This is a genomic window from Streptomyces sp. SID13726, assembly GCF_010548375.1.
Lineage (GTDB): Bacteria > Actinomycetota > Actinomycetes > Streptomycetales > Streptomycetaceae > Streptomyces.
The window spans coordinates 118,216-144,726 of record NZ_JAAGLY010000017.1 but is presented as its reverse complement, the minus strand read 5'-3'; the positions used below and the strand labels follow the sequence as shown (position 1 = coordinate 144,726).

18 protein-coding genes and 1 pseudogene are annotated in these 26,511 nt (G+C 71.4%); 10 read left to right on the top strand and 9 right to left on the bottom strand.

Going from position 1 to position 26,511, the window contains the following annotated elements; all coding sequences use genetic code 11:
• Positions 1-3: 3 nt before the first annotated feature.
• Both G3I78_RS34270 and G3I78_RS34265 read right to left on the bottom strand, forming a co-directional pair.
• Positions 4-1,131 carry a DUF475 domain-containing protein gene (locus G3I78_RS34270; RefSeq protein WP_164431901.1) on the bottom strand — a complete coding sequence of 376 codons (1,128 nt, stop codon included), beginning with the start codon at positions 1,129-1,131 and terminating at the stop codon, positions 4-6.
• Between the two features lie 100 nt (positions 1,132-1,231).
• Positions 1,232-2,950, bottom strand: a complete 1,719-nt coding sequence (locus tag G3I78_RS34265) for a SpoIIE family protein phosphatase (RefSeq protein ID WP_164431899.1) — start codon at positions 2,948-2,950, stop codon at positions 1,232-1,234.
• 462 nt (positions 2,951-3,412) lie between these two features.
• Between G3I78_RS34265 and G3I78_RS34260 the strand changes: the two genes are divergently transcribed.
• Positions 3,413-4,024: a hypothetical protein gene (locus G3I78_RS34260; protein ID WP_343243927.1), complete on the top strand. Its 612-nt coding sequence runs from the start codon at positions 3,413-3,415 to the stop codon at positions 4,022-4,024.
• A 33-nt stretch (positions 4,025-4,057) separates the two neighbouring features.
• On the opposite strand, the gene G3I78_RS34255 is transcribed toward G3I78_RS34260, so the two are convergent.
• The 5 genes and pseudogenes from G3I78_RS34255 to G3I78_RS34235 form a co-directional block, all read right to left on the bottom strand.
• Positions 4,058-4,492 (bottom strand): hypothetical protein, encoded by a 435-nt coding sequence (locus G3I78_RS34255; protein WP_203615884.1) that lies wholly within the window; start codon positions 4,490-4,492, stop codon positions 4,058-4,060.
• A 95-nt stretch (positions 4,493-4,587) separates the two neighbouring features.
• Positions 4,588-5,351: pseudogene (locus G3I78_RS34250) on the bottom strand (chitosanase).
• Positions 5,352-5,586: 235 nt separating this feature from the next.
• Positions 5,587-6,036, bottom strand: a complete 450-nt coding sequence (locus tag G3I78_RS34245) for a response regulator (RefSeq protein ID WP_164431891.1) — start codon at positions 6,034-6,036, stop codon at positions 5,587-5,589.
• Entirely contained in the window at positions 6,033-7,577 is a 1,545-nt protein-coding gene (locus tag G3I78_RS34240) for a sensor histidine kinase (protein WP_203615911.1), read from the bottom strand. The genes G3I78_RS34245 and G3I78_RS34240 overlap by 4 nt, the downstream gene beginning before the upstream one ends.
• Positions 7,578-7,662: 85 nt before the next feature.
• The gene (locus tag G3I78_RS34235) at positions 7,663-8,886 is read right to left on the bottom strand and encodes a fused response regulator/phosphatase (protein ID WP_164431889.1); all 1,224 of its coding nucleotides are present in this window, start codon (positions 8,884-8,886) and stop codon (positions 7,663-7,665) included.
• A gap of 293 nt (positions 8,887-9,179) precedes the next feature.
• Here G3I78_RS34235 and G3I78_RS34230 point away from each other — a divergent pair, with 293 nt between their 5' ends.
• Positions 9,180-9,497, top strand: coding sequence for a hypothetical protein (locus tag G3I78_RS34230; RefSeq protein WP_164431887.1), 318 nt, complete (start codon positions 9,180-9,182; stop codon positions 9,495-9,497).
• Between the two features lie 83 nt (positions 9,498-9,580).
• Complete coding sequence (locus G3I78_RS34225; protein WP_164431885.1) at positions 9,581-10,489, top strand: glycoside hydrolase family 16 protein; 909 nt, start codon at positions 9,581-9,583, stop codon at positions 10,487-10,489.
• Here the strand turns inward: G3I78_RS34225 and G3I78_RS34220 are convergent.
• Positions 10,474-12,951: an XRE family transcriptional regulator gene (locus G3I78_RS34220; RefSeq protein ID WP_164431882.1), complete on the bottom strand. Its 2,478-nt coding sequence runs from the start codon at positions 12,949-12,951 to the stop codon at positions 10,474-10,476. The genes G3I78_RS34225 and G3I78_RS34220 overlap by 16 nt on opposite strands.
• A gap of 183 nt (positions 12,952-13,134) precedes the next feature.
• Here G3I78_RS34220 and G3I78_RS34215 point away from each other — a divergent pair, with 183 nt between their 5' ends.
• From G3I78_RS34215 to G3I78_RS34200, 4 genes are all read left to right on the top strand, one after another.
• Positions 13,135-13,590 carry a carboxymuconolactone decarboxylase family protein gene (locus G3I78_RS34215; protein ID WP_164431880.1) on the top strand — a complete coding sequence of 152 codons (456 nt, stop codon included), beginning with the start codon at positions 13,135-13,137 and terminating at the stop codon, positions 13,588-13,590.
• A 58-nt stretch (positions 13,591-13,648) separates the two neighbouring features.
• Entirely contained in the window at positions 13,649-14,116 is a 468-nt protein-coding gene (locus G3I78_RS34210; RefSeq protein WP_164431878.1) for a DUF1801 domain-containing protein, read from the top strand.
• 26 nt (positions 14,117-14,142) lie between these two features.
• Entirely contained in the window at positions 14,143-15,063 is a 921-nt protein-coding gene (locus tag G3I78_RS34205; RefSeq protein WP_164431876.1) for a PfkB family carbohydrate kinase, read from the top strand.
• A gap of 208 nt (positions 15,064-15,271) precedes the next feature.
• A complete protein-coding gene (locus G3I78_RS34200) occupies positions 15,272-17,596 on the top strand; it encodes a Tat pathway signal sequence domain protein (protein WP_164431874.1) in 2,325 nt (774 codons plus the stop codon).
• 9 nt (positions 17,597-17,605) lie between these two features.
• On the opposite strand, the gene G3I78_RS51320 is transcribed toward G3I78_RS34200, so the two are convergent.
• Positions 17,606-17,779 (bottom strand): hypothetical protein, encoded by a 174-nt coding sequence (locus G3I78_RS51320; protein WP_203615882.1) that lies wholly within the window; start codon positions 17,777-17,779, stop codon positions 17,606-17,608.
• A gap of 279 nt (positions 17,780-18,058) precedes the next feature.
• On the opposite strand from G3I78_RS51320, the gene G3I78_RS34195 reads away from it, so the two are divergent.
• The 3 genes from G3I78_RS34195 to G3I78_RS34185 all read left to right on the top strand — a co-directional run bounded on the left by G3I78_RS34195 (position 18,059) and on the right by G3I78_RS34185 (position 26,482).
• Positions 18,059-23,254 carry a family 43 glycosylhydrolase gene (locus G3I78_RS34195; protein ID WP_164431872.1) on the top strand — a complete coding sequence of 1,732 codons (5,196 nt, stop codon included), beginning with the start codon at positions 18,059-18,061 and terminating at the stop codon, positions 23,252-23,254.
• Between the two features lie 241 nt (positions 23,255-23,495).
• Complete coding sequence (locus G3I78_RS34190; protein WP_343243926.1) at positions 23,496-25,214, top strand: glycosyl hydrolase family 28-related protein; 1,719 nt, start codon at positions 23,496-23,498, stop codon at positions 25,212-25,214.
• Positions 25,211-26,482: an alginate lyase family protein gene (locus tag G3I78_RS34185; protein WP_164431870.1), complete on the top strand. Its 1,272-nt coding sequence runs from the start codon at positions 25,211-25,213 to the stop codon at positions 26,480-26,482. Before G3I78_RS34190 ends, G3I78_RS34185 begins: the two co-directional genes overlap by 4 nt.
• Positions 26,483-26,511 lie beyond the last annotated feature (29 nt).

Below are 26,511 nucleotides of genomic sequence, written 5' to 3'. Positions count from 1 at the left end.
GCTCTACGGCACCCTGACCGAGTCGGAGGTCTCCGTCGTGCCCTCGGCTGCCGCGAGTGCCTTGTTGCGGCGGACGGAGGACCAGAAGGACCAGCCGATCAGGATCACGCCGACGAGGCCGGTGATGATCTCGTTGATCTGGTACTGGATGGTGACCATCAGGATCACCGCGAGGGCGCCGATCGCGTAGTGGGCGCCGTGCTCCAGGTAGACGTAGTCGTCCAGGGTGCCCTGACGGACCAGGTACACGGTCAGCGAACGGACGTACATCGCGCCGATACCGAGGCCAAGCGCCATCAGCACGATGTCGTTGGTGATCGCGAAGGCGCCGATCACGCCGTCGAAGGAGAAGGACGCGTCCAGCACTTCCAGGTAGAGGAACATGAAGAACGCGGCCCGGCCCGCCAGGAGGACCGCCGAGCCCCCGCCGCCGGAGCGCTCGGCCGCCTCCTCCTCGCGTTCCTCCTCCTCTTCGAGCCGGTTCTCGAAGAAGCCGGACATGCCGCCCACCACCAGATAGGTGATGAGGCCCGCGATGCCGGAGATCAGGACGGTCTCGGCCTTGTCGACATGCGTGCCGCCGTGCTGGTGGGCGTGGGTCGCGAAGGTGAACGCGGTGATGAGCAGCACGATCAGGGCGATGCAGACCGACAGCATGTCGACCTTGCCGAGCCTGGCCAGCGGCCGCTCGATCCAGCGCAGCCACTGGATGTCCCGGTCCTCGAAGATGAAGTCCAGGAAGATCATCAGCAGGAACATCCCACCGAACGCGGCGATCGCCGGGTGCGCGTCGGTGACCAGCTCCTGGTAGCGGTCCTTGTCGGTCACCGCCAGCTGGACCGCGTCGTACGGATTGAGCTTCGCCGTGATCGCGACGATCACCACCGGGAAGACCAGCCGCATCCCGAACACCGCGATCAGGACGCCGACCGTGAGGAAGATCTTCTGCCAGAAGGCGTTCATCTTCTTCAGGACCCCGGCGTTGACCACCGCGTTGTCGAACGACAGCGAGATCTCCAGGACGGCCAGGATCGCCACGATGCCGAAGGCGGCCCAGCCGTCGTACAGCACTCCGACGGCGAGGCCGAGCGCGGTGACCGCGAACGCCCAGCGAAAGGTCTTCAGAATCACTTGCACCAAGTCCTGTCCATGGGGCGATGGCCCGGGGCGGGCACGAACAGCCGTACCGTCACGGGCGTTGTCTATCACGGTCCCGCACGGCCCGCCCGGGTCAGGTCCGGGTCGGCACCCGCACCGCGAGGAGGGCGACGTCGTCGTCGTTGGCGTCGGGCCTGACCCGGCGCAGCAACTGGTCGGTGAAGGACGCCAGGGGCCGGTGGGCGAGGGCGGCGGCGTGCCGGCGCAGCCGCTGGAGGCCGTCGTCGAGGCTGTGTCCGGGCGCCTCGATCAGGCCGTCGGTGTACAGCACCAGGGTCGAGCCGGGCGGCAGCGGCGCGGTCGCGTCGGTGCGGGGTCTGCGCACTCCGGTGCCCAGGAGCAGGCCGTGGCCGTCGGTGAGGTAGTGGGCGAGGCCGTCGCGGCTGATCAGCAGCGGTGGCGGGTGGCCGGCGTTGGTCCAGGACAGCTGCCAGTCTCCGGCCTCGTCCGCCTCGATGCGGGCCAGGATCAGGGTGGCCATGGTGACGTCGGTGATGTGCATGACGGCCTCGTCGAGCCGGTCGACGATCCGGCTCGGGGGCTCCTGATGGGCCCAGGCGTAGGCGCGCAGCATGTTGCGCACCTGGGCCATGCCGGCCGCGGCCTCCAGGTCGTGGCCGACGACGTCGCCGACCGCCAGTGCGGTGGCGCCGTCGGACAGGGAGAAGGCGTCGTACCAGTCGCCGCCGACCTGTGAGGCGTCCGGCGCGGGCAGGTAGCGGGCCGTCATCTGCAGATCCGGCACTCCGGGCAGCTGGGGCAGCAGGTGGTTCTGCATGGTCTCGGCGACCTTGCGCTGGCGCTGGTAGAGGCGGGCGTTGTCCAGGGCCAGGCCCGCGCGGCGCGCGATGTCCTCGATCAGCGGAAGGTCGGCGGTGGTGAACTCGCCCGGCTCCCCGGAGCGGCCCACGGTCAGGGCGCCCAGGACCGCGCGCGGGCTGCGGATGGGGGCGATGGCGGCGGAGCTGATGCCGGTGGCCTCGAAGAGGCGCCGCTGCTCGACCGCGATGCCCGAGTCGGGTTCCCGCTGGTAGGTCCGCGGTCCGGCCAGCGTGGAGGCGACTCCGCGCAGGGCCCTGGACAGGGGCATCGGCGACTCCTCGGGTACCGGGGGCATGGGCCCCTGGAGATCCTCGTGGCGCACCAGGGCGTCGCCCTCCGCGTGCACCACAGCGGCCCGCCACACCTCGTCACGCTCGGTGATCAGGTCGACGACCACCCAGTCGGCGAGCCGGGGCACGACCAGTGAGACCAGCCGGCTCAGCGCCTCCTCGACGTCGAGGGTCGAGGCCAGCTGGGTGGTGGTCTCGGCGAGCAGGGCCAGCCGTTCGAGCTCCGGCAGCGGCCCGGTCCACATCGCCGTCCGCTGTGCGGTCGCGTGCGGCTGCCGGGCGTGCACGAGCACGAGCGTGCCGGTTTCGCCGCCTCCCACGTCGTACGGCGTGATCAGCCAGGAGACGGGCAGCAAGGAGCCGTCCCCGCACTCGAAGTAGTCCTCCTCGCCCTGGGCGGTGCGCCCGTCGTGGAAGGCCTGGCGCATGCTGCACCGGCTTCTCGGCAGGGGGTGGCCGTGGCTGTCGCGGTGCAGCAGGTCGTGCGCGTCGCGGCCGAGCAGCTCCGCGGCGGGGCGCAGCAGCAGCTCTTCGGCGCGGGCGTTCACGGCGATGACGTGGCCTTCCTCGTCCACGACGTATCCGGCGGTCCCGATGGCGTCCAGCGCCCCGGTGAGCGCCGTCGTGGACGCTTCCGGGGTTCGTCTCCCGGGGGTTTCCGTGTCCTCCGGCCCTGCCATGTCTTCCTCTCCTCGGCGGTCGGCCGCCGGGCCTGTCGGCCGACGGCATGGTCGTTCGGTGCTTCTCGCTGCCCTTCCCGAGTGCCCCGGGACGGACGAATCCAGCCTCGCCCTCGAATCCTGTCCCCGAAACCGGGGGCGGCGCGCGCCAGCGGGCGGGTGCGGCGGGGTACCCAGGTCAAGTGGGTGGTCGCGGTGTCCGGCGGGGCGGTCCCGCCGGTTCCGGCCTGCTCCCGGCCCGTGTCCCGGGAGGCGGATTTCTTCCGACGCGCGCCCCTGGCGCTCCTGTGCGCCGGGGGCTTTCTGGCCGAATCCCCGCTGTTCTCAAGGGACTTGGCGGCGCGCTGGGTATCCGTGGAACTACGGGTGGAGACAGGCGGCATGGGGAGGGCTCGCGCTGTGGCACGCCTATCGGGGACGTCCGGCTTCCTCCCGTCGCGCCGGTCGCGCAGGCGGCGCGTCGTGCGTGAGCTGCGGGCCCAGGGGCGCTACGGGCCCAGGCTGCGTGACGTGCTCCCGGCGTTCACCGGCGTGGTGGCGGCCGTGTGCGCGGTGGCCGCCCTGCTCGCCGCGGGGTACCGGGCCGCCGGCGTCGTCGTACCCGTCGCGGGGATCGCGTTCCTGGCCGTGCTCGTCCTGGCCGGGATTCGCCACGGGCGTCCCGGCGCGCGCCGGCGGCTCGGCTACTACACCCCGGACGAGCTGTTCGAACTCGACACCCAGGGACTGGCGTTGGCGGTGGCGCGGATGCTGCGCCGGGACGGGTGGCGGGTGCGGTTGCTGCCCGCTCCGGACCGGCCGCGACTGTGTGCCCGGGACGCAGCCGGTCACCGGATCGACGTGGCCTTCCGGCCGGTGGCGGAGCCCCTGCCCGACGAGGATCTGCCGCATCCCCGGCTGCACCGCGGTCGTCAGGAGTCGCATCTGCGCCTGATCGTGCATCGCGGTGCCTTCACCGCCCGTGACGTCCGGTGGGCGCGGCGGGAGGAGTCGATCCGGCTGCTCGACGGCTCCGCCCTGCGCCGCTGGGCGGCGGGTACGCGGCTCAGCGACCTGTTGTCGCAGGGCCGGTGACGCGCCGTCGGCCCGGCGCGGTGGGCCTCGTCGTCAGAACCGACCGCCGGTCATGCGGGTGAGGGGGCCGTGCGTGTGGCGCCCCGCGCGGCGGCCGACGGCGTACGACGTCGCGGTCAGCGCGGTGAGGCCCGCGCCCACGCCCGCGGCGATGAGCTTGCGCTGGGCGATGACGGTCCAGGCGGTCTTGGCGACGGCCGCGGCCTGTCCGGAGGCGGCGATGACGGTCTGACGTCCGGCCTCGACACTCCTGGCCGCGGTGTGCGCGGCTCCGCTGCTCGCCTCCGCCGTGCGCTGCGCCGCGTCCTTGCCGGCCGACGCGACGTGGTCCGTCTTGCCGGCGGCCTTGTCCGCCGCCTTGGTCGCGGGGGCGGTGGCCTTCGCCGTGGTGCGCCGGGCCTTGGACGCCGCGGCCCGCGCGGGCACGGAATCTTGGTTCGTCTGCTCGTTCGATTCACTCATGGACATCGCGTTACCGCTCGCTCCGTCGGCAAACACGCTCCGTCGAACGTTCCGGCGGGCGGCCCGGTGCCGGGGAGCACCGGACCGCCCCGGGGACCAGGTCAGCCGATGTGGTAACTGTCGCCGTAGACCTTCCAGTCCAGCGGCGGGTTCAGGTCGAGGTTTCCCTTGCGCAGGAAGACGCGTTGCTCGGTGTCGACCCGGCTGGTGTCGCTGTGCGCCTCCTCCTGTTTCATCGCCCACACCCGCGCGTCGAGGAAGGCGTTGAGGTACGTCGTCTCGTCGCCGCCCTGGGCCGGGGGCTTGGCCTGGCGCAGGGCGCGCTTGCGGATGCTGCCGAAACTGGTCGGGTCGCCGCCGTCGCCGTGCATGACGATGGCGTCGTAGTAGGTGAACTGGCCGAGTGTGCGCAGGCCGTCCGCCTTGCCCTGCCGGACGGCGGGGTTGAAGTAGACGCGGTCGCGCTCGTCGTTCTGGGCCTGCTGGAACGCGGTGTCCCGGGCGGCCTTGCGCCAGTCGCCGGGGAAGTTCGGGTCGAGGCCGGAGTGCGAGTCGGTGCCGTCGACGCGGCGCAGGGCGGGCAGGTACTTGGCGAGGACGTTGCCGGGCTTGCGGTCGGCGTAGAGCTCGACGAGGTCGAGCATGTCCCCGGTGCCGGAGCAGAAGCCGATGATGCCGGCGGTGTAGCCGCGGCCGTCTCCGATGTCCTCGATGTACTGGTACTGCGCCTTCCAGTCGAGCGAGGAGTTCTCCGCGCTCGACACCAGCTTCATGGCGATCTCCTTCTTCGCGGGGTCGTCGAGGCCGCGGGCGCCGCCTCGGCCCGTGGGAGGCCGGTGATGCCGACGCAGGCCACCGCTCCCATCAGGGCGAGGACGGTGCGACGGGACGTGTGGGCGGCAGGGGTCACTGCTTCAGGTTCCACGGAGACTCCAAAGGGAGGTGGGGGGTGGGGAGTTGGTCCAGACCTGATTGTTAGTAATGTTTCCTACCAGTGTGCGGAGCGATCAGTAACCCACCACGCGGCAACTTTGGATGTTCGAACAAAAAGGGCTCAGTAGAACCGGAGTTCTACTGAGCCCTGGAAGAAGGGGCGGGAGTCAGATCCCGTGGCGCGGCAGCCGGACCACCTGGACGAAGAAGTCGTCGATCTGGCGGACCGCGGCGATGAACTGGTCCAGGTCCACCGGCTTGGTGACATACGCGTTGGCGTGCAGTTTGTAGCTGCGCAGGATGTCCTCCTCGGCCGCCGAGGTGGTGAGGACGACCACGGGGATGTGCGACAGCTCCGGGTCGGACTTGATCTTCTCCAGGACCTGACGGCCGTCGTACTTGGGCAGGTTCAGGTCGAGCAGGATCAGATCGGGCCGGGGCGCCTCGGTGTGGTCGCCGCGACGGTAGAGGAAGTCCAGTGCCTCCTCGCCGTCGCGGACGACGTGCAGCGTGTTGCCGATCTTGTTGTCCTCGAACGCCTCACGGGTCATCAGCTCGTCGCCGGGGTCGTCCTCGACGAGGAGCACGTCGATGGGGCTCGCGGCTGGGGTGGTCATGTCAGGGCCTTTTCCTCGGTGTCGATTCCGGACGCCTCCGGGTTCTCTGTGGGGGACGGGAGGGTGAAGCGGATGCGCGTGCCGTCCGTGTGGTCGGTGTCGATCCAGATCCTGCCACCGTGCTGTTCCACGATCTTCTTGCACAGCGCCAGGCCGATGCCGGTACCGCCGTAGGCGTCCCGGCTGTGCAGCCGCTGGAAGATGATGAAGACCTTCTCCGTGAACTGCTCGCCGATGCCGATGCCGTTGTCCTCGACGGACACCAGCAGGCTGTCGGGGTCGTCAGGGTCCGTGCCGCAGGTGATGGACACGTGCGGGACGCGGTCGGGGTCGCGGAACTTGAGGGCGTTGCCCACCAGGTTCTGCCACAGCATCGCCAGCAGGGTGGGGTCGCCGACGACCTCGGGCAGGTGCTCGGGGCGGTCGACGCGGGCGCCGGACTCCTCGACGGCCGTGCCGAGGTTGGCCAGGGCCTTGTCGAGCGTCTTCCCGAGGCCGACCGGCACCCGGGTGTCGTTGACGCGGCCGACCCGGGAGAAGGTCAGCAGGTCGTTGATGAGGACCTGCATGCGCCGGGCCCCGTCGACGGCGAAGTCGATGTACTGGCGTGCGCGGTCGTCGAGCGTGTCGCCGTAGCGCTTCTCCAGCAGCTGGCAGAACGAGGCGACCTTGCGCAGCGGTTCCTGGAGGTCGTGGGAGGCGACATAGGCGAACTGTTCGAGTTCGGCGTTGGAGCGGCGCAGCTCCACGGCCTGGGCGTCCAGATCGGCGGCCTGCCGGGTCAGCATGCCCTCCTGGTCCTGCGAGGCCCGCAGTTCGGCCACCACGCGCCTGCGCATGCCTTCGACGTCGCGGGCGAGCGCGGTCAGGTCGGCCGGACCGCCGCCGGTGATGACGTACGCGAAGTCGCCGCCCGCGACCCGGTTGGACGCCGTGCGCAGGGCCTCCAGGGGGCGGGTCACCAGCACCCGGACGAGGACGGCGCAGACGATGCCGGCGAGCAGGAAGGCGGCGACCATGCCGCCCAGGACCGAGTCGCGCACGGTCCGTTCGTGCTCCAGCCGGGCCCTGCCGTCCTGGACCGCCTCGGTCAGCTCGGTGTTCTGTCGGGTCCACAGGGTGCGCAGCCGGTCGAACTCCTTCTTGCCCGTGTCCGCCTTGAGCCGGCCCAGCGGCTCTGGGCTGCCGGGGGTGACCGAGGCGGTGAGCGGTTCGGCGTAGGTGCGGCGCCAGTCGGCGGCCTGGGTCTCGATCGCGTCGAGGTCCGCGAGCAGTTCGGGGCGGTCGCCGAGGAACGCGCGCAGTCTCGCGGCCGAGTTCGCCTCGTCCCGCTTGCCCTCGGTGTACGGGGTGAGAAACTGCCGGTCGGCGGTGATGGCGTAGCCGCGGATGCCGGTCTCCTGGTCGACGAGCGCCGCCTGGAGGCGGTACGCCTCGGTCTGGGCGGGCTGGACGCCCAGCAGCAGCCGGTCGCTGACCTGTGCCGTCCGGTGCAGCAGGTTCGCGCCGACCACGCTGCCGAACAGGACCAGCAGTGTCATGACCGCCAGCACCAGGTAGAACCAGCCCTGCACCGTCAGCCGGCGTGCGATCCGTGCCGCGCCTGTCACATGTCCCACCGTTCGCTCAGTTCCAGTTCAGATGGACGACGGCCACATCGTCGGCCAGGCCGCCGCGGGCCTCGGCGAGGCTCTCGGCCCTGCCGATCAGCCGGTCGACGAAGGCCTCCGCGTCCAGGCCGGCGCCTTCGCGGGCGAGGCCCAGCAGCCCTTCCTCGCCGAGGCGTTCGGTGCCGCGGCCGACGTGCCCCTCGAACAGGCCGTCGGTGAAGAGCACGACCGACGACCCCGTCGGGACCGGCAGTTCCGCGGTGGGCCACTGGGCGCCGCCGGGGACCATGCCGAGGGCCGGTCCGCCGGGCACCTCCACCCACTCCACGTCCGGTCCGGTGCGCTGGATCAGCCCGTGATGACCGGCCCGTACGACACCGGCCCGCTGTTCTCCGGGTACGGCGGCCAGGCTGACGAGGGTGGCGAAGACCTCGTCGCGGGCCCGCTCGGCCATCAGCAACTCCTCCAGCCGGCCCATCTGTTCGGCGCCGGTGATGCCGCTGAGGACGAGGGTGCGCCAGGCGATGCGCAGGGCGACGCCCAGGGCCGCCTCGTCGGGGCCGTGCCCGGAGACGTCGCCGACGAGGGCGTGGACGGTGCCGTCGGCGCTCTGCACGATGTCGTAGAAGTCGCCGCCCAGCAGGGTCTGGGCGCGTCCTGGCCGGTAGCGGGCCACCACTCGGACGCCCTCGCCGCGCAGCAGGGGGCGGGGCAGCAGTCCTCGTTCCAGGCGGGCGTTCTCCTGGGCCTGGAGCGCACCGGCCTGGAGGGCGACGGCGGCCTGCTCGGTCTGCTTGCGCTGGATCGCGTAGCGCACCGCCCGTCCGAACAGCTCCGGTTCCACCCGCCCCTTGACCAGGTAGTCCTGGGCGCCCGCGGCGACCGCGGCGAGGCCGGTCTGTTCCTCGGCGAGCCCGGTGAGGACCACAACGGCGACCTGGTCGGCGAGTCCCTGCACGAGGGAGACCGCCTCCAGCCCGTGCGCGTCCGGCAGGTGCAGGTCGAGCAGGACGCAGTCGGGCACCTCGTCGGCGAGGACCTCGGCGGCCTCGGTCATGGACCGCGCCCAGCGCAGCCGCATCTTCAGCGTGCCGTCGGCGACCAGTTCCTCCACGAGCACCGCGTCGCCGGGGTCGTCCTCCACGAGCAGCACCGACGGCGCCCACTGCTCCCACGCCGTCTCGGCACCGGTTTCCGTCGTGGACATCAACTCGGCGGCGCCGGTCCCCGACATCACCATGGTCCCGCCCTTCCCACCCCGTACCTCTCGTCCGCCACCGGACCTCACCGATGCCGCAGGGGCATGGTCGGAGCGTCGTGCCGCGGTTCTGTGCCCGTTCAGCGGTGCGTCCTCACGCCGTGCTCCGCAGGTCGGTGGTCATCGTCGGTTCCTCCCGGAAGTGTGCTGGTCCTGGCCGCGTCTACCCGGGACGGGCGTGATCATGCCGGGGCACACGCGGCACAAGTGGCGGTGGACCGGGTAGGCGTACGGGTACGCCATTGCGTCCCGCGAGGGGCGCGGAAGGGAGCGTCGTGTCCACGTACGTCATCACCGTGCCCGGCACCTTCGTCCGGGGTGTCTCCGAGAGCGTGTGCTCGGACGTCGGACGGAGGCTGCGGCCACGGGACCCACGGAACACGGACCTGGGCGAGAGCGAGGAGCTGAGTCTGCTGACGGTGGACGAGGGCGGGATGTTCGCCGCCCGTGTCGAGGTCGAGGCGGCCGACCGGTCGGGCGCCGAGGCCGAGGCGGTACGGCTGGTCGCCCAGGCGCTGCGGGACAGCGGGCTCGGCGAGGACGAGGCCCCGTTGGGCGCGGCGATCGTGACCGGCATCGACAGCGAGTTCTGAAGTGCGCCGGCCGCGGGGATGGCGTCGCGCGGGCGGGCGGGCGAGGATGTTTGCCCGGCCGCTGAGCCCGAAGGAGCCTCGCGATGGGGTCACACGCAGCGCCGCACCACGACAGGCGCGTCCTGGTGATGTCCGCGAGCCTCCTGCTCCTGGCGAGCGGTCTGCTGGGTCTCCCCCGGGCCGACGGCGCGCCCGCCGCGGCCGACGCCTGCCACGGCACGGGCACGCGGCTGCCGCGCGGTGACTGCGGGCCGTTCTGGCAGGTGCTCGCCGAGGACTTCAACGGCGACCGGGTGCCGCTGGGGTCGTTCAGCGACTGCGAGCACCAGGTCGACACGTCCGGCGCCTACTGCGGCGGTCTGAAGGGCGAGTACCGCGACAACTGGTGGGCCTATCCGACCGGTTGGCCCGACACCGCGAACAGCCGGGGCCGGGACGTGGTCGGGGTCTACCACCCGGAGGACACCGTGAGCGTCGGTCCCGCCGCGGACGGCGACGGGCGGATGACCGTACGGATGTGGCGGCCCGCCGACGGCGGTCCCGTGCACGCCGCCGCGGTGGTGCCGCGTGCGGTGATGCAGATGAAGTACGGCAAGTACAGCGCGCGCATCAAAGTGACGAAGCTGGCGCCCGGTTACAAGTCCGCGTGGCTGCACTACGGCGGGGGCTGCGAGATGGACCATCCCGAGGGTGAGTGGACCGGTGCCCTGATGGCCTTCCACCATCCCTGCGGAGGCGGGGAGCAGGGCTCCTACGAGGGCAGCGACGACTGGACCGAGTGGCACACCGTGTCCACCGAGTGGACGCCGGGTCGTGTGCGGTTCTTCGTCGACGGCCGGGAGACGGGGCAGGACACCCGGAGCGTGCCGGACCGTCCGCTGTCCTGGGTGCTCCAGAACGAGAGCGCGCTGGAGGGTCCCGGGGCGGCCCCGGGCAGCAGTGCCCAGCTCGACATCACCTGGGTGGCGGCGTACGCCTACGACTGGAAGTGACCCGGGCCCGCGTCCGGTCCCCTGCGCAGGTCCTGCGCCGCCGCGCGGTGTTCGGCGGCAGCGGCCGGGTCCGTGGCGTCCAGCAGGGCCGCGATGCCTTCGTGGGCGAGCGCCTCCGCGGGCCGGTTGCCGAGCCTCGGGGCCAGTTCGAGGGCCTGGCGGTGCAGTCGCAGGGCCTGGTCGGGCAGGCCGGCGAGGCGGCAGGTCTCGGCGTAGCCGTCGATGAAGTGGATCTTCCAGTGTTCCTCGAACAGCTCGTCGAGGAGGGCGAACGCCTCGCGGTGGGCGGCCAGGGCCTCCTCGTGACGGCCCGTCTGGCGCAGGGCGACGCCCAGGCAGTTGAGGCACCACGCCTGGTTGTGGAGGTGTCCGTCGTCACGGGCGGACTCCAGCGCCCGGTGCAGGTGCCGCGCCGCCTCGTCGGGTTCGTCGAGGGCCATGGCCACGCCGAGGGTGATCCGGGCGGTGAACGCGGGTGGCCACGCGGGGTCGGTGTGGGGCGTGTCCAGCACCTCGCGGGCCCGTCGCGCCGCTTCCTGGCGCTGTCCGAGTTGCAGCAGCGCCCAGGCCTCCGAGGCGGCGGCGTGGGCCGCGCCCGTCGGGCAGCCGGCCCGCTCGTACAGCTTCCCGGCCAGGCCGAAGAGTTCCAGGGGTTCCTCGACGTGTCCCGCGTCCCAGCTGAGGTAGCCGCGGCGCAGGGTGAGTTCGGCCTCGGCCCGGGTGTCCCCGGTCTCGGAGATCCGGATCGCGGCGGCGTCGTACGCGGTGGCCGCCTCGGGCATCCGGCCCGCGTTGTAGCGCGCGAAGCCCAGATCGCTGTGTGCCTCGGCCAGTCGGAGCGGGTCGCCCAGGCGTTCGGCGGCGGCGAGCGACCGCTCGAACAGGACGTTGAGATGGGTCGTGCCGCAGCGGCGGGCGAAGTAGGAGCGCAGGAAGCGCGGGAGTTCGCTCACGTGGGTGTCGGCGCCGAGGGCGGCGGCCGTCTCGAAGGCGGCGATGAGGTTGCCGTACTCGGTGACGAGCCAGGCGAAGGCAGCGTTCCGGTCGGGGAAGGGCGGCAGGGCGGGCGGGGGGGGGGCGGCGGCGGCGGCCCGGCCGGGGGCGACGAACGGCATCGCGGCGTCGGCGGCGGCCGCCGCGTGGACGTAGTAGTCGAGGACGCGGGTCAGGGCCCGCTCCCGCTCGGTGGCCGGGTCCTGTTCTGCGGTGGCCCGGCGGGCGTGCTGGTGCACCAGGTCGTGGAGGCGGTAGCGGCCGGCCGTGGGCTGCTGGACGAGGTGGGCGTCGAGCAGGTCCTCCAGCGTCGACCGGGCGCTGCCGAGCGGGACGTCCGCGAGGGCGGCGGCCACGTACTCGTCGAAGGACTCGCCGGGCAGCAGGCCCAGCAGGCGGAACAGGCGGGCCTGGGTGCGGTCGAGCTGACGCAGCGACATGGCGAGGGCCGCGTCGAACACGGCGTCGAGTTCGCTCGCGCCCTGGGACATGCGCTCGACGAGGATGCCCGCGGTCCAGCCCGGCCGGTGCCGCAGCCTGGCTCCGGCCAGCCGCAGCGCCAGCGGCAGCCGGCCGCACAGGCGGAGCACCTCGGCGGCGGCCTCGGGGTCGCGGGCGAGTCTGCCGTCGGGGCCGGTGTCGCCGCTCGCGCGGGCCAGGAGTTCGGCGCTGTCCCGCGGGTCGAGCACGTCGAGCGAGACGGGGGGCACCTCGTCCAGGCCGAGCAGCCGGTTGCGGCTGGTGATCAGGGCGACGGAGGGACCGGCGCCGGGCAGCAGCGGGCGGACCTGGTCGGCGTCGGCGGCGTTGTCGAGGACCACGACGACCCGGCGGCGGGCCAGTTCCGAGCGCCAGCAGGCGGCGAGCTGTTCGAGGCCCTCCCGCGGGACCCGCTCGGAGGGGACGTCGAGCGCGCCGAGCAGCATGCGCAGCGCGGAGTCGGGGTCGAGCGGGGGCCGCCCCTCGGTGAACCCGTGCAGGTCCACGTAGAGCTGGGCGTCCGGGAATGCCACGGCGAGCCGGTGGGCCGCGTGCACCGCGAGGCAGGTCTTGCCGACGCCGGCCATGCCGTCGACGGAGACCGCCCGGTGGCTGTCGATCGCGGCGAGCACGGCGGCGAGCGCGTCCACGCGTCCGGTGAAGTCGGCGGCGTCGCGCGGCAGGTCGTTGCGGGGCGTGGGCCTGACCTGGCGGCTGCTCCTCGGGGGCGCGGGCAACGGGCTCGAGGTCCGCTCCCACAGCGGGCGCAGGGGCCGGGGGTCGCGCTTGACCAGGCGGCACAGGGCGACCACGGCGGGCCACGGCGGCGCGGTCTGTCCGTTGAGGTAGCGGGACAGCGAGGAGGAGCTGAGGCCGGTGTCCTTGGCGAGGGCCCGGACACCGAGTCCGGACAGCTCCTGGAGCAGCCGCAGCCGGGCCGCCAGTTCCTGCTGCGGATCGGCCGTCGCCGTCCGTTCGTACCCGTCCATCGTGCGTCCCCCGCCTTCCCCGTCCCGCCTCGGCAGAAGTCTTTCCGGGCGGGTCGTCGCTGGTCAAGGCCGTTGCCGCTGTCCCATGGTGTCCCATCGCCGTGGCCGGGGCGAGCGGGCCGGGCTGTCATGGAGTCACGCCCCGGGAGAACGGGGCACGGACCCGCAGAGGAGCGAACCGAGATGCAGTCCCGTATGCAGAACCCCGCCGTCGTCCTGTCCGACGCGATGCAGCCCATCCAGCAGCTCATGAAGACCGTGCACACCGGCGGGGTCGACGGGCAGACGCTGGAGCTGGTGCATCTGCGGGTCAGCCAGATCAACGGGTGCAGCGCCTGTGTCGACGGCGGTGCCAGGACGGCCCGCAAGTCCGGTGTGGACGACGTGCGGCTGGCCACGGTCGCCGCGTGGCGGGAGGCGCCGTACTTCAGCGAGGAGGAGCGGGCCGCGCTCGCGCTGGCGGAGGCCGCGACGCGCCTCGCCGACCGGCCCGACGCGGTGAACGACGAGATCTGGGACACCGCCGCCACCTACTTCGACGAGAAGCAGCTCGCCGCGATCGTCCTGATGATCGGCGTGACCAACCTGTTCAACCGGCTCAACGCCACGACCCGGCAGATCGCCGGCGCCTGGGGATGAGGCGGGGGACGCGGCACGTAACGCTCGCCCGGCAGCCCGTAGACCTGGAGGAATCACCATGAGCACCACCCGGCGGAGCACGAAGAGCACGACGACGGTCGAGACGTTCACGGACGAGGAGCGCGCCGCGATGAAGGAGCGCGCCAAGGAGGTCAGGGCCTCCGCGCGGCGCGGCTCGCGGGCCGACAAGGCGGCGGCGGACGAAGCCGCCGTGGTGGAGAAGATCGCCGAGATGCAGGACGCGGACCGCGAGATGGCCGAGCGGATCCACGCGCTGGTCAGGGCGAGCGCGCCGGAACTCGCGCCGAAGCTCTGGTACGGGATGCCCGCGTACGCCAAGGACGGCAAGGTCGTGTGCTTCTTCCAGAGCGCGCAGAAGTTCAACGCCCGGTACGCGACCTTCGGTTTCAACGACATCGCGCGCCTGGACGAGGGCACCATGTGGCCCACGGCGTTCGCGCTGACGAGGCTGACCGGCGCCGACGAGGCCCGGATCGGCGAGCTGGTGAAGAGGGCGGCGGGCTGAGGCCGCTGACGGGAAGAGGTGGCGGTGTGCGCAGGCCGACGGACAGCCGACGTTCCAGGGGGCTGTTCGTCGGCCTGTGCACACTGGACGTCATCCAGCTCGTGGACCGGGTGCCGGGCTCCGACGAGAAGCTGACGGCTCGTGAGCAGGTAGTGGCCGCGGGCGGTCCGGCGGCGAACGCGGCGGTCGCCTTCGCGCACCTGGGCGGCGCGGCCACCCTGCTCACGGCGATCGGCTCGCATCCCCTCGGGCTCGCGGTCACGGCGGACCTGGAGGCCTTCGGGGTGACCGTGGTGGATCTGGCGGCCGACTCGGTCGATCCGCCCGCTGTGTCGTCCGTCCTGGTCACCGCGTCCACCGGGGACCGCGCGGTCGCCTCGACCAACGCGACGGGGCACCGGCTCGCCCCGCCCGAGGATCTCGACGCGCGGGTGGCGGAGTGCGACATCGTCGAGTTCGACGGCCACCACATGGAGTTGGCGATCGCCACCGCACGGTCCGCCTGTGCCGCCGGGCGCCGGACCGTCCTGGACGGGGGCAGCTGGAAGCCCGGAACGGAGAAACTGCTGGAGTCGGTCGACGTGGCCGTGTGCTCCGCCGACTTCCGGCCGCCCGGGACGAGTACGCCGGCGGAGGTCCTGGGGCTCCTCGCGGACCACGGGGTCGGGTGGTCGGCGGTCAGCCGTGGCGGGCGGCCTCTCGTGTGGGCGGGGCCCGACGGCGGCGGCACGGTGGAGGTGCCTTCCGTGCGGGTGGCGGACACGCTGGGCGCGGGTGATGTGCTGCACGGGGCGCTCACCCATCTGCTCGCGCCCCAGGGCCCGTTGACGTCGGAGGACTTCGCCGAGGCGCTGCGGGGTGCGGCCGAGGTGGCGTCACGGGCGTGCGCCTCGTTCGGGACGCGGGCCTGGATGCGAGGTGGGGTGCCGGGCCGGGTGCGGGCCTGAAGCGGGGCGGGATGCGCGGTGGGACGCGGGGGCGGGATTCGGGCCGGGATGCGGGGCGACTGAGCGCGTCGGGCTCTGCCGCGTTCACCGCGACCGACTCGACGCCTACACATCGGATCTATCCCTTTTCATTGACGCCCCCACTCCACTTCCCTAAGTTGCATCGCGGGATAGCTCCGATGAATCGACGAGCCCGCCTGGAGGCACCGTGCCCTCTCCCGCCCTGCCCGATCCGTCCAGACGTACCGTCCTCTCGACCGGAACAGCCGTGGGAGGCGCACTCCTGACCTCGGGTCTGCCGACGCAGTCAGCGGCGGCCGAGCCCCGCGAACCCGGCGGCGACCCCTGGCGGACCGTTCTCGACGACGCCGACCTGGTCTGGCAGCGGATGCCGACGGCCTGGTACGAAGGCCCGTTCCTCGGCAACGGCTTCCTCGGCTCCGGGATCTACGCCGAGCCGGGCGCGACGACGACGGCCGTGCGCTTCAATGTGCAGCACTCCGAAGTGCAGGACCACCGCCCGGAGTTCGGCTCACTGTTCGGGCTCGCCCGGCTTCCGATCGGGTACTTCACCCTGGAGCCGGTGGGCGCGATCACCGGCGTCGACTGGCGACTGTCGCTGCACGACGCCGAGTTGACCGGCACGCTCACCACCGAGAAGGGCACCCTCGCCCTGCGCGCGCTGGTCCACAACGACCGCTCGGTGCTCGCCGTGGAGGTCACCGCGAGCGAGGGCGAGCGCGGCTTCCGCTGGGTGTTCCATCCGGCCGACGCGATCAGCCCGCGAGCCGCGTTCAAACCGCTGCCGGACGGCTACCGGGGCAACCCGCCCGCGCAGGTCGCCGACCACGACGGGACCACGGCCGCCGTGCAGCCGCTCCTGTCGGGCGGGCAGCACGTCACGGCATGGCGGGAGCGGTCGCGGGGCCGGACGCGGACGCTGTATGCGCACGTCGCTCACTCGTACCCGAGGTCGACGGCCCTGGGCAGGGCCCTGAAGTCGGTCCGGGCCGTGGCACAACTGCCGTACTCGGCCCTGGCGGTGGACCACCGCGCATGGTGGCACGCCTTCTACCGAAAGAGCTTCCTGTCCCTGCCCGACGCCCGTATCCAGCGCTTCTACTGGATCCAGCTGTACAAGACCGCCTCCGCCGCCCGCCGCGACGCCCCCGTGATGGCGACGAGCGGCCCCTGGCTGGAGCCCACGCCCTGGCCCAACACCTGGTGGAACCTCAACGCCCAGCTGGAGTACTGGCTCATCCACGGCTCCAACCACCTCGAACTCGACGCGATCACCCGGGCGTTGAGCGAGTTCCGGGACAACCTCGCCCAGGAGACGCCCGCGCCCTACCGGGGCGACTCACTGGGCATCCCCCGCACCACCGATCCCCAGCTGGTCAACGGCGCGGCGAGCACCCTCATGGGGTACGGCGTCGGCATCCCGGGGCAGGACCCGCCGACCCCCGAAGTCGGCAATCTGACCTGGGCGTTGCACAACGTCTGGCTCAGCTACCGGCACACCATGGACAAGTCGATCCTCCGGGACGTCCTGTTCCCGCTCCTGCGCAAGGCGGTCAACTACTACCTGCACTTCCTGGAGCCCGGCCCGGACGGCAGACTGCATCTGCCCGCCACCTTCTCACCGGAGTACGGAGGCGACTCACGCGACTGCAACTACGACCTGATGCTCCTGACCTGGGGCTGCCGCACCCTGCTCGAATCCGCCGAACTCCTCGGCATCAGGGACCCGTCGGCGCCGCGCTGGCGCGAGGTGCTGGCGAAGCGGGTGCCGTACCCGACCGACGCCGACGGCTTCATGATCGGCGCGGACATCCCCTTCGCGAAGTCGCACCGCCACTACTCGCACCTGCTCGCGGTGTATCCGCTGTACGAGGTGACCGGCCGCACGCCCGACGAACGGGCCCTGATCGAACGGTCGTTGGCACACTGGGTGGGCTTCGAGGGCGCCCTCCAGGGCTACACCTTCACGGGGGCCGCCTCCATGTCGGCGCTCCTCGGCAAGGGTGAGGACGCCCTCCAGTACCTGGGCGAACTCATGACCCGGTTCATCCAGCCCAACACGATGTACCAGGAGTCGGGGCCGGTCATCGAGACGCCCCTGTCGGCGGCCCAGTCGCTGCACGACATGGTGTGCCAGTCGTGGGGCGGGGTCATCAGGGTCTTCCCGGCGCTGCCCGCCGCCTGGGCGGACCTGGTCGTACACGATTTCCGCACCCAGGGGGCCTTCCTGCTCAGCGCGGTCCGCAGGCGCGGCACCACCCGCTGGGTCCGCCTGGTCAGCGAGGCGGGCGCGCCCTGCGTCGTACGGCACGGGATCGCGGGGCCCGTCGAGGTACGGGACGGACGGGGCCGCCCGCTGCACCACCGGGACGCCGGTGACGGTGCCGTCCAGGTCACCCTGCGCAAGGGCGAGTCGGCGCTGATCACCGCCAGGGGCGACCGGCCCGACCTGACCGTCGGGCCGGTGCGCCCGAACGCGGAGGCTCCCCGGTGGGGGCTGCCCCGCGTCTGAGGAGCCTCGTCACCGGCGGCCGCGCACGTTCCAGCCGCTGCCGACGCCTGCCACATGGAGGGCGAGCACCATCAGGCCGAGCAGCATGATGTTCGTCGAGGTGAACGTGTCGTTGGTCGAGATGTCCGCCGCGTTGATGAGGAAGGAGATGAAGAACAGGACCGCGGAGATGATGGCGAGCATGTTGCCCATCCCTTCAGATGGCTTCCCGTGACGAGGGCCGTCACGCTGTGTACCACCCGAATGCCCCCGACTCGTCGAGCCATGCGGCGGCTTCAACCCGGCACGGGCCCGCGAGCGTTGACGCGCCCGGGACCAGCATGTTCGGCCTGTCGGACATTGTTCGAAACCTCTTGACGCCCCGGTACAAGCCAGTTGACACTCTCGCAACACGACGTCACACAGCCGACACGGCAGGGTGCCCACGGCCGAGGCCCCGCCACGCCTCAGCAGGGACACCACATGACGTACATCGCACGTCCGCGCACCCGCGCGAGACGCAGGGCGGGCCGCCTCGCCGGTCTGACCGCCGCGTCACTGCTCCTGGGCCTAGCCGCGCCCATGCTCCCCGCCCAGGCGGCGGACACCGCGGACGTCACCGATGGACTGGCCCTCTGGTACAAGCTCGACGCCGCCTCCGGCAGCACCGTCACCGACGCCTCCGGCCACGACCGGACCGGCACGGTGAACGGGACCGCCGACTGGTCGGACTCCGGGCAGGGGCTCGCCTTCAACGGCTCCGACACCTATGTCAAGGTGCCCGACGACGTCATGAAGGGCATGGACTCGATCACCGTCTCCACGGACGTGCTGCTCGACCCCGCCCAGACCACCCCGTACTTCGTCTACGGCTTCGGCAACTCCAGCGGGGGCAACGGCAACGGCTACCTGTTCGCCACCGGCAACTCCCTGCGCACCTCGATCGCGACCGGCAACTGGTCGACGGAGCAGACCACCAAGCCCGCCGACTCGCACAACCTGACCCGCGGGGTGTGGAAGCAGCTGACCTACACCCAGACCGGCAACACGGGTGTGTTGTACGAGGACGGCGTCGAGGTCGGCCGCAACACGGCGGTCACCATCACACCGGGCGCCATCGGCTCGGGCTCCACCACCGCCAACTACATCGGCAAGTCGGTCTACTCGGGCGACAAGCTCTTCAAGGGCCGCATCCGTGACTTCCGGGTCTACGACCGCGCGCTGGACGCCGGCGAGGTCGGGCAGCTCTCCCTCCCCGTCGCCACGCAGGGTGTCAGCGACGACAAGGCCGCGCTGAGCCTCGGCGACACCAGCGGGGTGACCGCCGACCTGGACCTGCCGAAGACCGGCACGGCCGGCGGGTCCGCCCTCACCTGGGCCAGCGACAACGCCGACGTGGTGAGCGACACCGGCAAGGTGACCCGCCCCGCCGCCGACGCGCCGGACGGCCACGCCACCCTCACGGCGACCCTGAAGAAGGGTTCCGTGACCGACACCAAGCGCTTCGACGTCACGGTCCTGCCGGACTTCGACGACCGCACGGCCGCCGAGAAGGCCGCGCAGGGCCTCGCCGTCCACAACCTCGACGACGTCCGCGGCAACCTCACCCTCCCGGCGGCCGGCGACTACGGCACCACCGTGACCTGGTCCTCCGCGAATGCGGACGTCGTCGGGGACGACGGCAAGGTCCACCGCCCCGCGCACGGCGAGGGCGCCGCCACCGTAGCGCTGACCGCCACCGTCGCCAAGGGCGAGGCGAAGGCGACCCGCGTCCTGACCGCGAAGGTCCCCGAACTCCCCGCGAAGCAGGCCCTCAAGGGCTACATGTTCAGCTACTTCACCGGCGAGGGCACCTCGGACGGCGAGCAGCTCTACGCCGCGCTGAGCAAGGGTGACGACCCGCTGAAGTGGCGGGAGCTGAACGACGGAAAGCCGGTCCTGACCTCGACGCTCGGCGAGAAGGGCCTGCGGGACCCGTTCATCATCCGCTCCCCCGAGGGCGACAAGTTCTACCAGATCGCCACCGACCTGAGGATCTACGGCAACGGCGACTGGGACGCCTCCCAGCGCAGCGGCAGCAAGTCCATCATGGTGTGGGAGTCCACCGACCTGGTCCACTGGACGAACCAGCGCCTGGTGAAGATCTCCCCGGACAGCGCGGGCAACACCTGGGCGCCTGAGGCGTACTACGACAGCAAGCTCGGCGAGTACGTGGTCTTCTGGGCGTCGAAGCTGTACGACAACGAGGCGCACTCCGGCGACACGTACAACCGCATGATGTACGCCACCACCCGCGACTTCTACACGTTCAGCGAGCCCAAGGTCTGGGTGGACCGCGGCTACTCGGTCATCGACTCCACGATGATCCAGCACGACGGCACCTACTACCGGCTGTCGAAGGACGAGCGGAACAACACCTCCTCCACGCCCAACAGCAAGTTCATCTTCGAGGAGAAGAGCGACTCGATCCTCGGGAACTGGACGGCGGTCGCCGAGGGCATCGGCAAGGGCGCGATGAACGCGGCCGAGGGGCCGTTGGTGTTCAAGTCGAACACCGAGGACAAGTGGTACGCGTTCCTCGACGAGTTCGGCGGGCGCGGCTACATCCCGTTCGAGACGACCGACCTGGACTCCGGGAAGTGGACGCCGGTCGCCGACTACGACCTTCCGGCGAAGCCCCGCCACGGCACGGTCCTGCCGGTCACACAGGCCGAGTACGACCGTCTCCTGCGCTCCTACCAGCCGGACCAGCTCGTCGAGAGCGTCGAGGGCATCTCGGTGAAGACGCGGATCGGTGAGGCCCCGGTCCTCCCGGCCACCGTCGTCGCCACTTATGCCGACGGCGTCAAGCGTCCCGTCGCCGTCACCTGGGAGAGGGTCCCGGCCTCGAAGTACGCGCAGGCCGGCACCTTCACGGTGCTCGGCAGTCTGCCGGACGGCGCCGCGATCCCGGTCGAGGCCGAGGTCACCGTGGACGAGGAGGGCCCCGACGTCCCGGCCGACCTGCTGCTGCACTACGGCTTCGACGAGAAGTCCGGCAACATCGCGGTCGACTCCAGCGGCCACGGCTACCACGGCACGTACGTCGGTACGCCCGCCTTCGGGACCGGCGTGGAGGACGGCTCGTTCGAGATGTCCGGCGACTCCGGGTCGCCGTACGTGAAGATCCCGAACGGGGTGCTGAAGGACGCCGGCAGCGTGACCGTGTCGACGTACGCGAAGTGGAAGGGCGGGAGCAGCTTCCAGTGGCTGTTCGGGCTCGGCCCGGACAGCGACAAGTACCTGTTCGCCACGCCCTCCAACGGCGGCAACAGCCTCTACTCGGCGATCACGAAGGCGAGTTGGTCGGCGGAGTCGAAGCTGACGGCGGGCTCGCAGCTCACGCCCGGTGAGTGGCGGCACGTCACGGTGACCCTCGACGGGGCGACCGGGACGATGGTCCTGTACGTCGAAGGGGTCGAGGCGGCCCGGACGACGACCACGATCAAGCCGTCCGACCTGTACGACGCGAACAAGGACTACAGCGGCTACATCGGCAAGTCCCTGTACGCGGCCGACCCTGCCTTCGCCGGCGAGGTCGACGACTTCCGCATCTACGACCGTGCCCTCACGGCCGCGGAGGTCATGGAGCTCAGCGGCAACACGGCGGGCATCGCGAAGGCGACGCACCCGGCGCTGAAGGTCGACGCGATCATCGACGACGCGGACGGCAAGGTCACGCTGCCGATGAAGGAGGGCACCGATCTCACCGTGCTGGCCCCGGAGTTCACGCTCGCGCACGGAGCGGCGATCAGCCCCGCCTCCGGCAGTGTGCAGGACTTCAGCAAGCCGGTGACGTACCAGGTGACCGGCTCGGACGGGAAGAAGCGCACCTGGACGGTGTCGGCGCTCGTCATGAGGAGCCCGGTCCTGCCGGGGCTCAACGCCGACCCGAACATCGTGCGGTTCGGTGACACCTTCTACCTCTACCCGACCACCGACGGCTTCGAGGGCTGGAGCGGTACGCAGTTCAAGGCGTACTCCTCCACCGACCTGGTCCACTGGAAGGACCACGGGGTCATCCTCGACCTCGGTCCGGACATCTCGTGGGCGGACAGCAGGGCCTGGGCGCCGACGATCGCGGAGAAGAACGGGAAGTACTACTTCTACTTCTGCGCCGACGCCAACATCGGTGTCGCGGTGTCCGACTCGCCGACCGGTCCGTTCAAGGACGCGCTGGGTCAACCGCTGCTCAAGGCGGGCCAGTTCAGCGGCCAGATGATCGACCCGGCGGTGTTCACGGACGACGACGGGCAGTCGTACCTCTACTGGGGCAACGGACACGCCTACGTGGCCCCGCTGAACGCCGACATGACCTCCCTCGACCTCACAAAGATGAAGGACATCACGCCCAGCGGCTACAACGAGGGCTCCTTCGTCGTCAAGCGGCAGGGCACCTACTACCTGACGTGGTCGGAGAACGACACCCGCGACGAGAACTACCGCGTCGCCTACGCCACAGGCCCCTCCCCCACCGGCCCCTGGACCAAGCGGGGCGTGATCCTGGAGAAGGACCTCTCGCTCGGCATCAAGGGTCCCGGCCACCACTCGATCGTCCAGGTGCCCGGCACCGACGACTGGTACATCGCCTACCACCGGTTCGCGATCCCCGGCGGTGACGGCATGCACCGTGAAACGACCGTCGACAAGCTGGAGTTCGACTCGAACGGCCTGATCAAGAAGGTCGTGCCCACCCTCACGAGCATCGACCCGGTGAGCATCGTGCACGCCGGCCCGGACAACAGCGGCAAGGAAGGCGCCGCGATCGCGCTGAAGGGCACGATCTCCGGTGCGGGGAGCCCGAAGTGGAAGGTCGGGGCCGGAGCACCCTGCACCGTCGCCGACCCCGGCTCCGCCGCCACGACGGTGACCTGCACGGACAACGGCACCTACACGCTCACCCTGACCGGTGGCCGCAGCAGTGACACGGTGACGGTGAAGGTGGCCAACGCGGCGCCGGTCGTCGTCTCCGCCAAGGGCTCGCAGTCCCCGGTACAGGTCGGCAAGCGCACGGTCGTCACGGCCGAGTTCACCGACCCGGGCAGCAGCGACACCCACACCTGTGTGGTCGACTGGAAGGACGGCGGCGCACCGCGCGCCGGGAAGGTCACCGCGTCCGGCTGCCGTGCCGAGCACGTCTACACCAAGGCCGGTATCCGCCGCCCGGTGGTCACCGTCACCGACGACGACGGCGCCTCGGACAGCAGGACGCTGCCCGAGCTGATCGTCTACGACCGCACCGCGGGCCCCGCGAACGGTTCCGGGCTCCTCACCTCCCCGGCCGGGGCCTGTCCCGCCAAGCCGAAGCTCACCGGAAAGGCCACCTTCTCCTTCGCCGCCCTCTACACGAAGGCTCTCGCCGCACCCGTCGGCAAGGTCACCTTCGACTTCGGCCCGGCCAAGTTGAAGTTCCGGTCCACCGGCTCCGACTGGCTCGTGGTCAGCGGCTCCCAGGCCGTGTACCAGGGCTCCGGCACCGTCAACGGCACCCGCGGCTACGCCTTCCGCGTCACCGCCACCGACAAGCCGGACACGTTCCGCATCAGGATCTGGAAGAAGTCCGGCGGAGACGTCGTCTACGACAACACCACCGGATCGAAGATCACCGGGACCGTCTCCGTGGGCCAGGTCCGACGCTAGACCCCGGCCCGTCCAGCGCCGAGCCCCGCCGACAGACACCTCGTCGGCGGGGCTCGGCGTTGGTGCCTGTTCACGGACGTGGCCCATCAACCCGTGCACAACCTCTTTCGCGCTGACGAACCCCGTGGCATGCTCACCGGCCAACGCACTTCTGAACGTCGTTCATATCCATGAAACCGCATGGGAAGGGCGAACGGACATGAGCAATGCGCACACGGGTACCGCTGCACCCCTGAATGTCATGAGCATGACCCCAACGGCCGACATGGCCGCCGCGACCGCCGTGACCGCCATGACCAGACGGACCCTGCTGGGAAGCGCGGTCGCCGTCGCGGCCGGCACCATGGCCACGCCGACCGCGCACGCGGCCGAAGTCCCGCGGCTGTGGCGGGAGTTCACCCGGACTCCCTTCACCCATCCGCAGATCCCGTACATCGGCCGGGCGGGCTGCCACGGCGGGGCGGAGCGCTTCCCCCGCCGCCCGGTCGTGGCCGACGTACGGGACTTCGGCGCCGTGGCGGACGGCACGACCGACTCCGCCCCCGCGATCAACCGTGCCATCGCCGCCGCCGGAAGGGCCGGCGGCGGCACGGTCACCCTCCCGCCGGGCACGTTCCGCATCGACGACGTCGTGCGCGTGGACCGCTCGAACGTCGTCCTGAGGGGCGCCGGCAGCGGTCGTACGACTCTGTACGCGACGAAGAACCTCACCGAACTGATCGGGGTGTACGGCTCGCGCTACGGCGGGGACAAGTCGTCGTGGTCGTGGGCGGGCGGGCTCATCTGGCCGGCGCCCAGGGCCCGTTGGGAGTCGCTGGTCACCGCGATCAGGGCGAGGGCCTGGCCGTTCGAGGGCTGGACGGGGAACCGGCGGGACGAATGGCGCACGCTCACGGCGCTCGCCCCGGCCCGGCAGGGCTCCTGGACGGTGACGGTCGCGGACGCGTCCCGGCTGCGTCCGGGCAGGCTGGTGCTGCTGCGGCTCTCCGACGACCCCGGGCACACCCTGCTGGAGCACATGTGCGGGGGCGGTCCGGGACCCGAGGCCTACGTCTGGGACGACAAGACGAAGCTGACGTCGTACGTCCCCTACGAGTGGCCCGTCCGCATCGCCCGCGTCCACGGCCGCAAGGTCACCCTGGAGCGTCCGCTCCCGCTGGACCTGCGTCCGGAGTGGCGGCCGCTGCTGACCACGCACGTACCCGAGTTGAGCGGCTCGGGTGTCGAGGGGCTGACCCTGGAGGCGGTGGAGACCCCGCAGCAGCCGCATCTGCTGGACCAGGGGCACAACGGTGTCGTGCTCCAGTGCGCCTACGACTGCTGGGTCGACGACGTGACGGTCCGTCATGTCGACAACGGGTTCGGGCTGGTGGCCGCCTCCGCGTGCACGCTGCGCCGGACACGGGTCGCGGGGCGCGGTTCCCATCACCCCTACTTCTGCCGCGAGGGGTCGCACGACAACCTCGTCCAGGACTTCACGATCGAGGAGCGCACCCGCCCCGCGCCCGCGGGCACCCAGTTGCACGGCATCAACGTGGAGGGGCTGTCGTCGTACAACGTCTGGTCGCGCGGGGACATGCGGATGGGCACCTTCGACAGCCATCGCGGTCTGCCGTTCGCCGATGTCCGCACCGACATCACCCTGAACAACAACGGCCGGCACGGCGGTGACGCGAGCGCGGGTCCCCTGTTCGGGGCGCGGTTCACGCACTGGAACGTGCGGGTCACCAACGGCCGGGCGGGGCTGGTGCGGATCGACGGTCTGGCGCCGTACTCGGCGACCGTCGGCATCGACGAGGTCAGGGAGTTCGACCAGATCGACGTGCCGGACTTCACGGGCGATCTGCACACGCGGCTGGAGTCGTACGGCAGTCCGGGCGCGGTGCGGCCGCGCAACCTCCACGAGGCCCAGCGCGGGATCGTCCGCGGGGCCGCCTTCCCGAACGGAGTGGACCGATGAGCGCACGCCGTCGCCTGTGCACGCTCCTGACCGCCCTGGCCGCGTTCGCCGCCACCGGGGTCGGCGCGCCCGCCGTGGCGCAGGCCCCACCGCCCCGCGTCCCGCACACCGCGGTCCTGGACGGCGTCCGCCTCCAGCAGACGAAGGTCCGCCTCGACCACGGTGACCGGCAACTACGGCGATCCGTCGCGCAGTTGACGGCCCGCGCCGACAAGTGGCTGGACCAGGGCCCCTGGACGGTGGTCGACAAGCCCCGGCCCGCTCCCGGCGGCGACGTCCACGACTACCTCAGCCAGGCACCCTACTGGTGGCCGTCGCGGACACCGACCGCCGACAACCCGTGGGGCTGCCCGTACGTGCAGCGGGACGGCGAGCGCAATCCCGAGGTCGACTCCGGCACCGACCGCCAGGACGTGGAGAAGACCTTCGACTCGGCCTACGACCTATCGCTCGCCTGGTACTACACCGGCGAGAAGCGGTACGCCCGAAAGGCCGGGCAGGTGCTGCGCAGCTGGTTCCTCGACCCAGCCACGCGGATGAACCCGAACCTGAACCACGCGCAGTTCATCCCCTGCAAGTACGACGGCCGGGCCATCGGCATCATCGACTTCTCGCAGTCGTACACCAGCGTGCTCGACGCCGTCGCCCTGCTGGAGACCGGGGCACCGGGCTGGAGTCGCAAGGACCGTACCGAGATGGCCCGTTGGAACACCGACTTCCTCGGCTGGCTCAAGGACGGCGAGTTCGGCAAGCAGGAGGGCGCCGCGGCCAACAACCACGGCACGTTCTACGACATGCTGCTCGCCGGTCTCGCCTACGCGACCGGCGACCGGGCCCTGGCGCGCCGGACGGTCCTGGACGCCCGCGGCAAGCGCGTCGCACCGCAGATCGCGGCCGACGGGAGCCAGCCCCAGGAGCTGACCCGGACCCGGAGCTGGCACTACTCGACCTTCGACCTGGTCGCCTACACGCGGCTCGCGGCCGTGGGACGGCACGTCGGCGTGGACCTGTGGGCGTACCGGGGGCCGGACGGGCAGAGCCTGTTCAAGGCGGTGGACTATCTGCTGCCCGCCGCGACCGGGGCCGCCGCCTGGCCGCATCCGGAGCTGGAGTTCCTGCGGTACGCGGCGACCGATGTCGTGCACGCGGCGGCGGACGCGGGTGACGTGCGGGCGCGGCGGGCCGTTCCGTCGCTGGAGGCGCCGCCCGGCGGTGACCTGTGGGCGCTGCGTCCGGCGGCGGAACAGCTGGACTCCATCGCGGGGTGAGAAGCCCTGGTCAGCCCACCGGCCCGGCC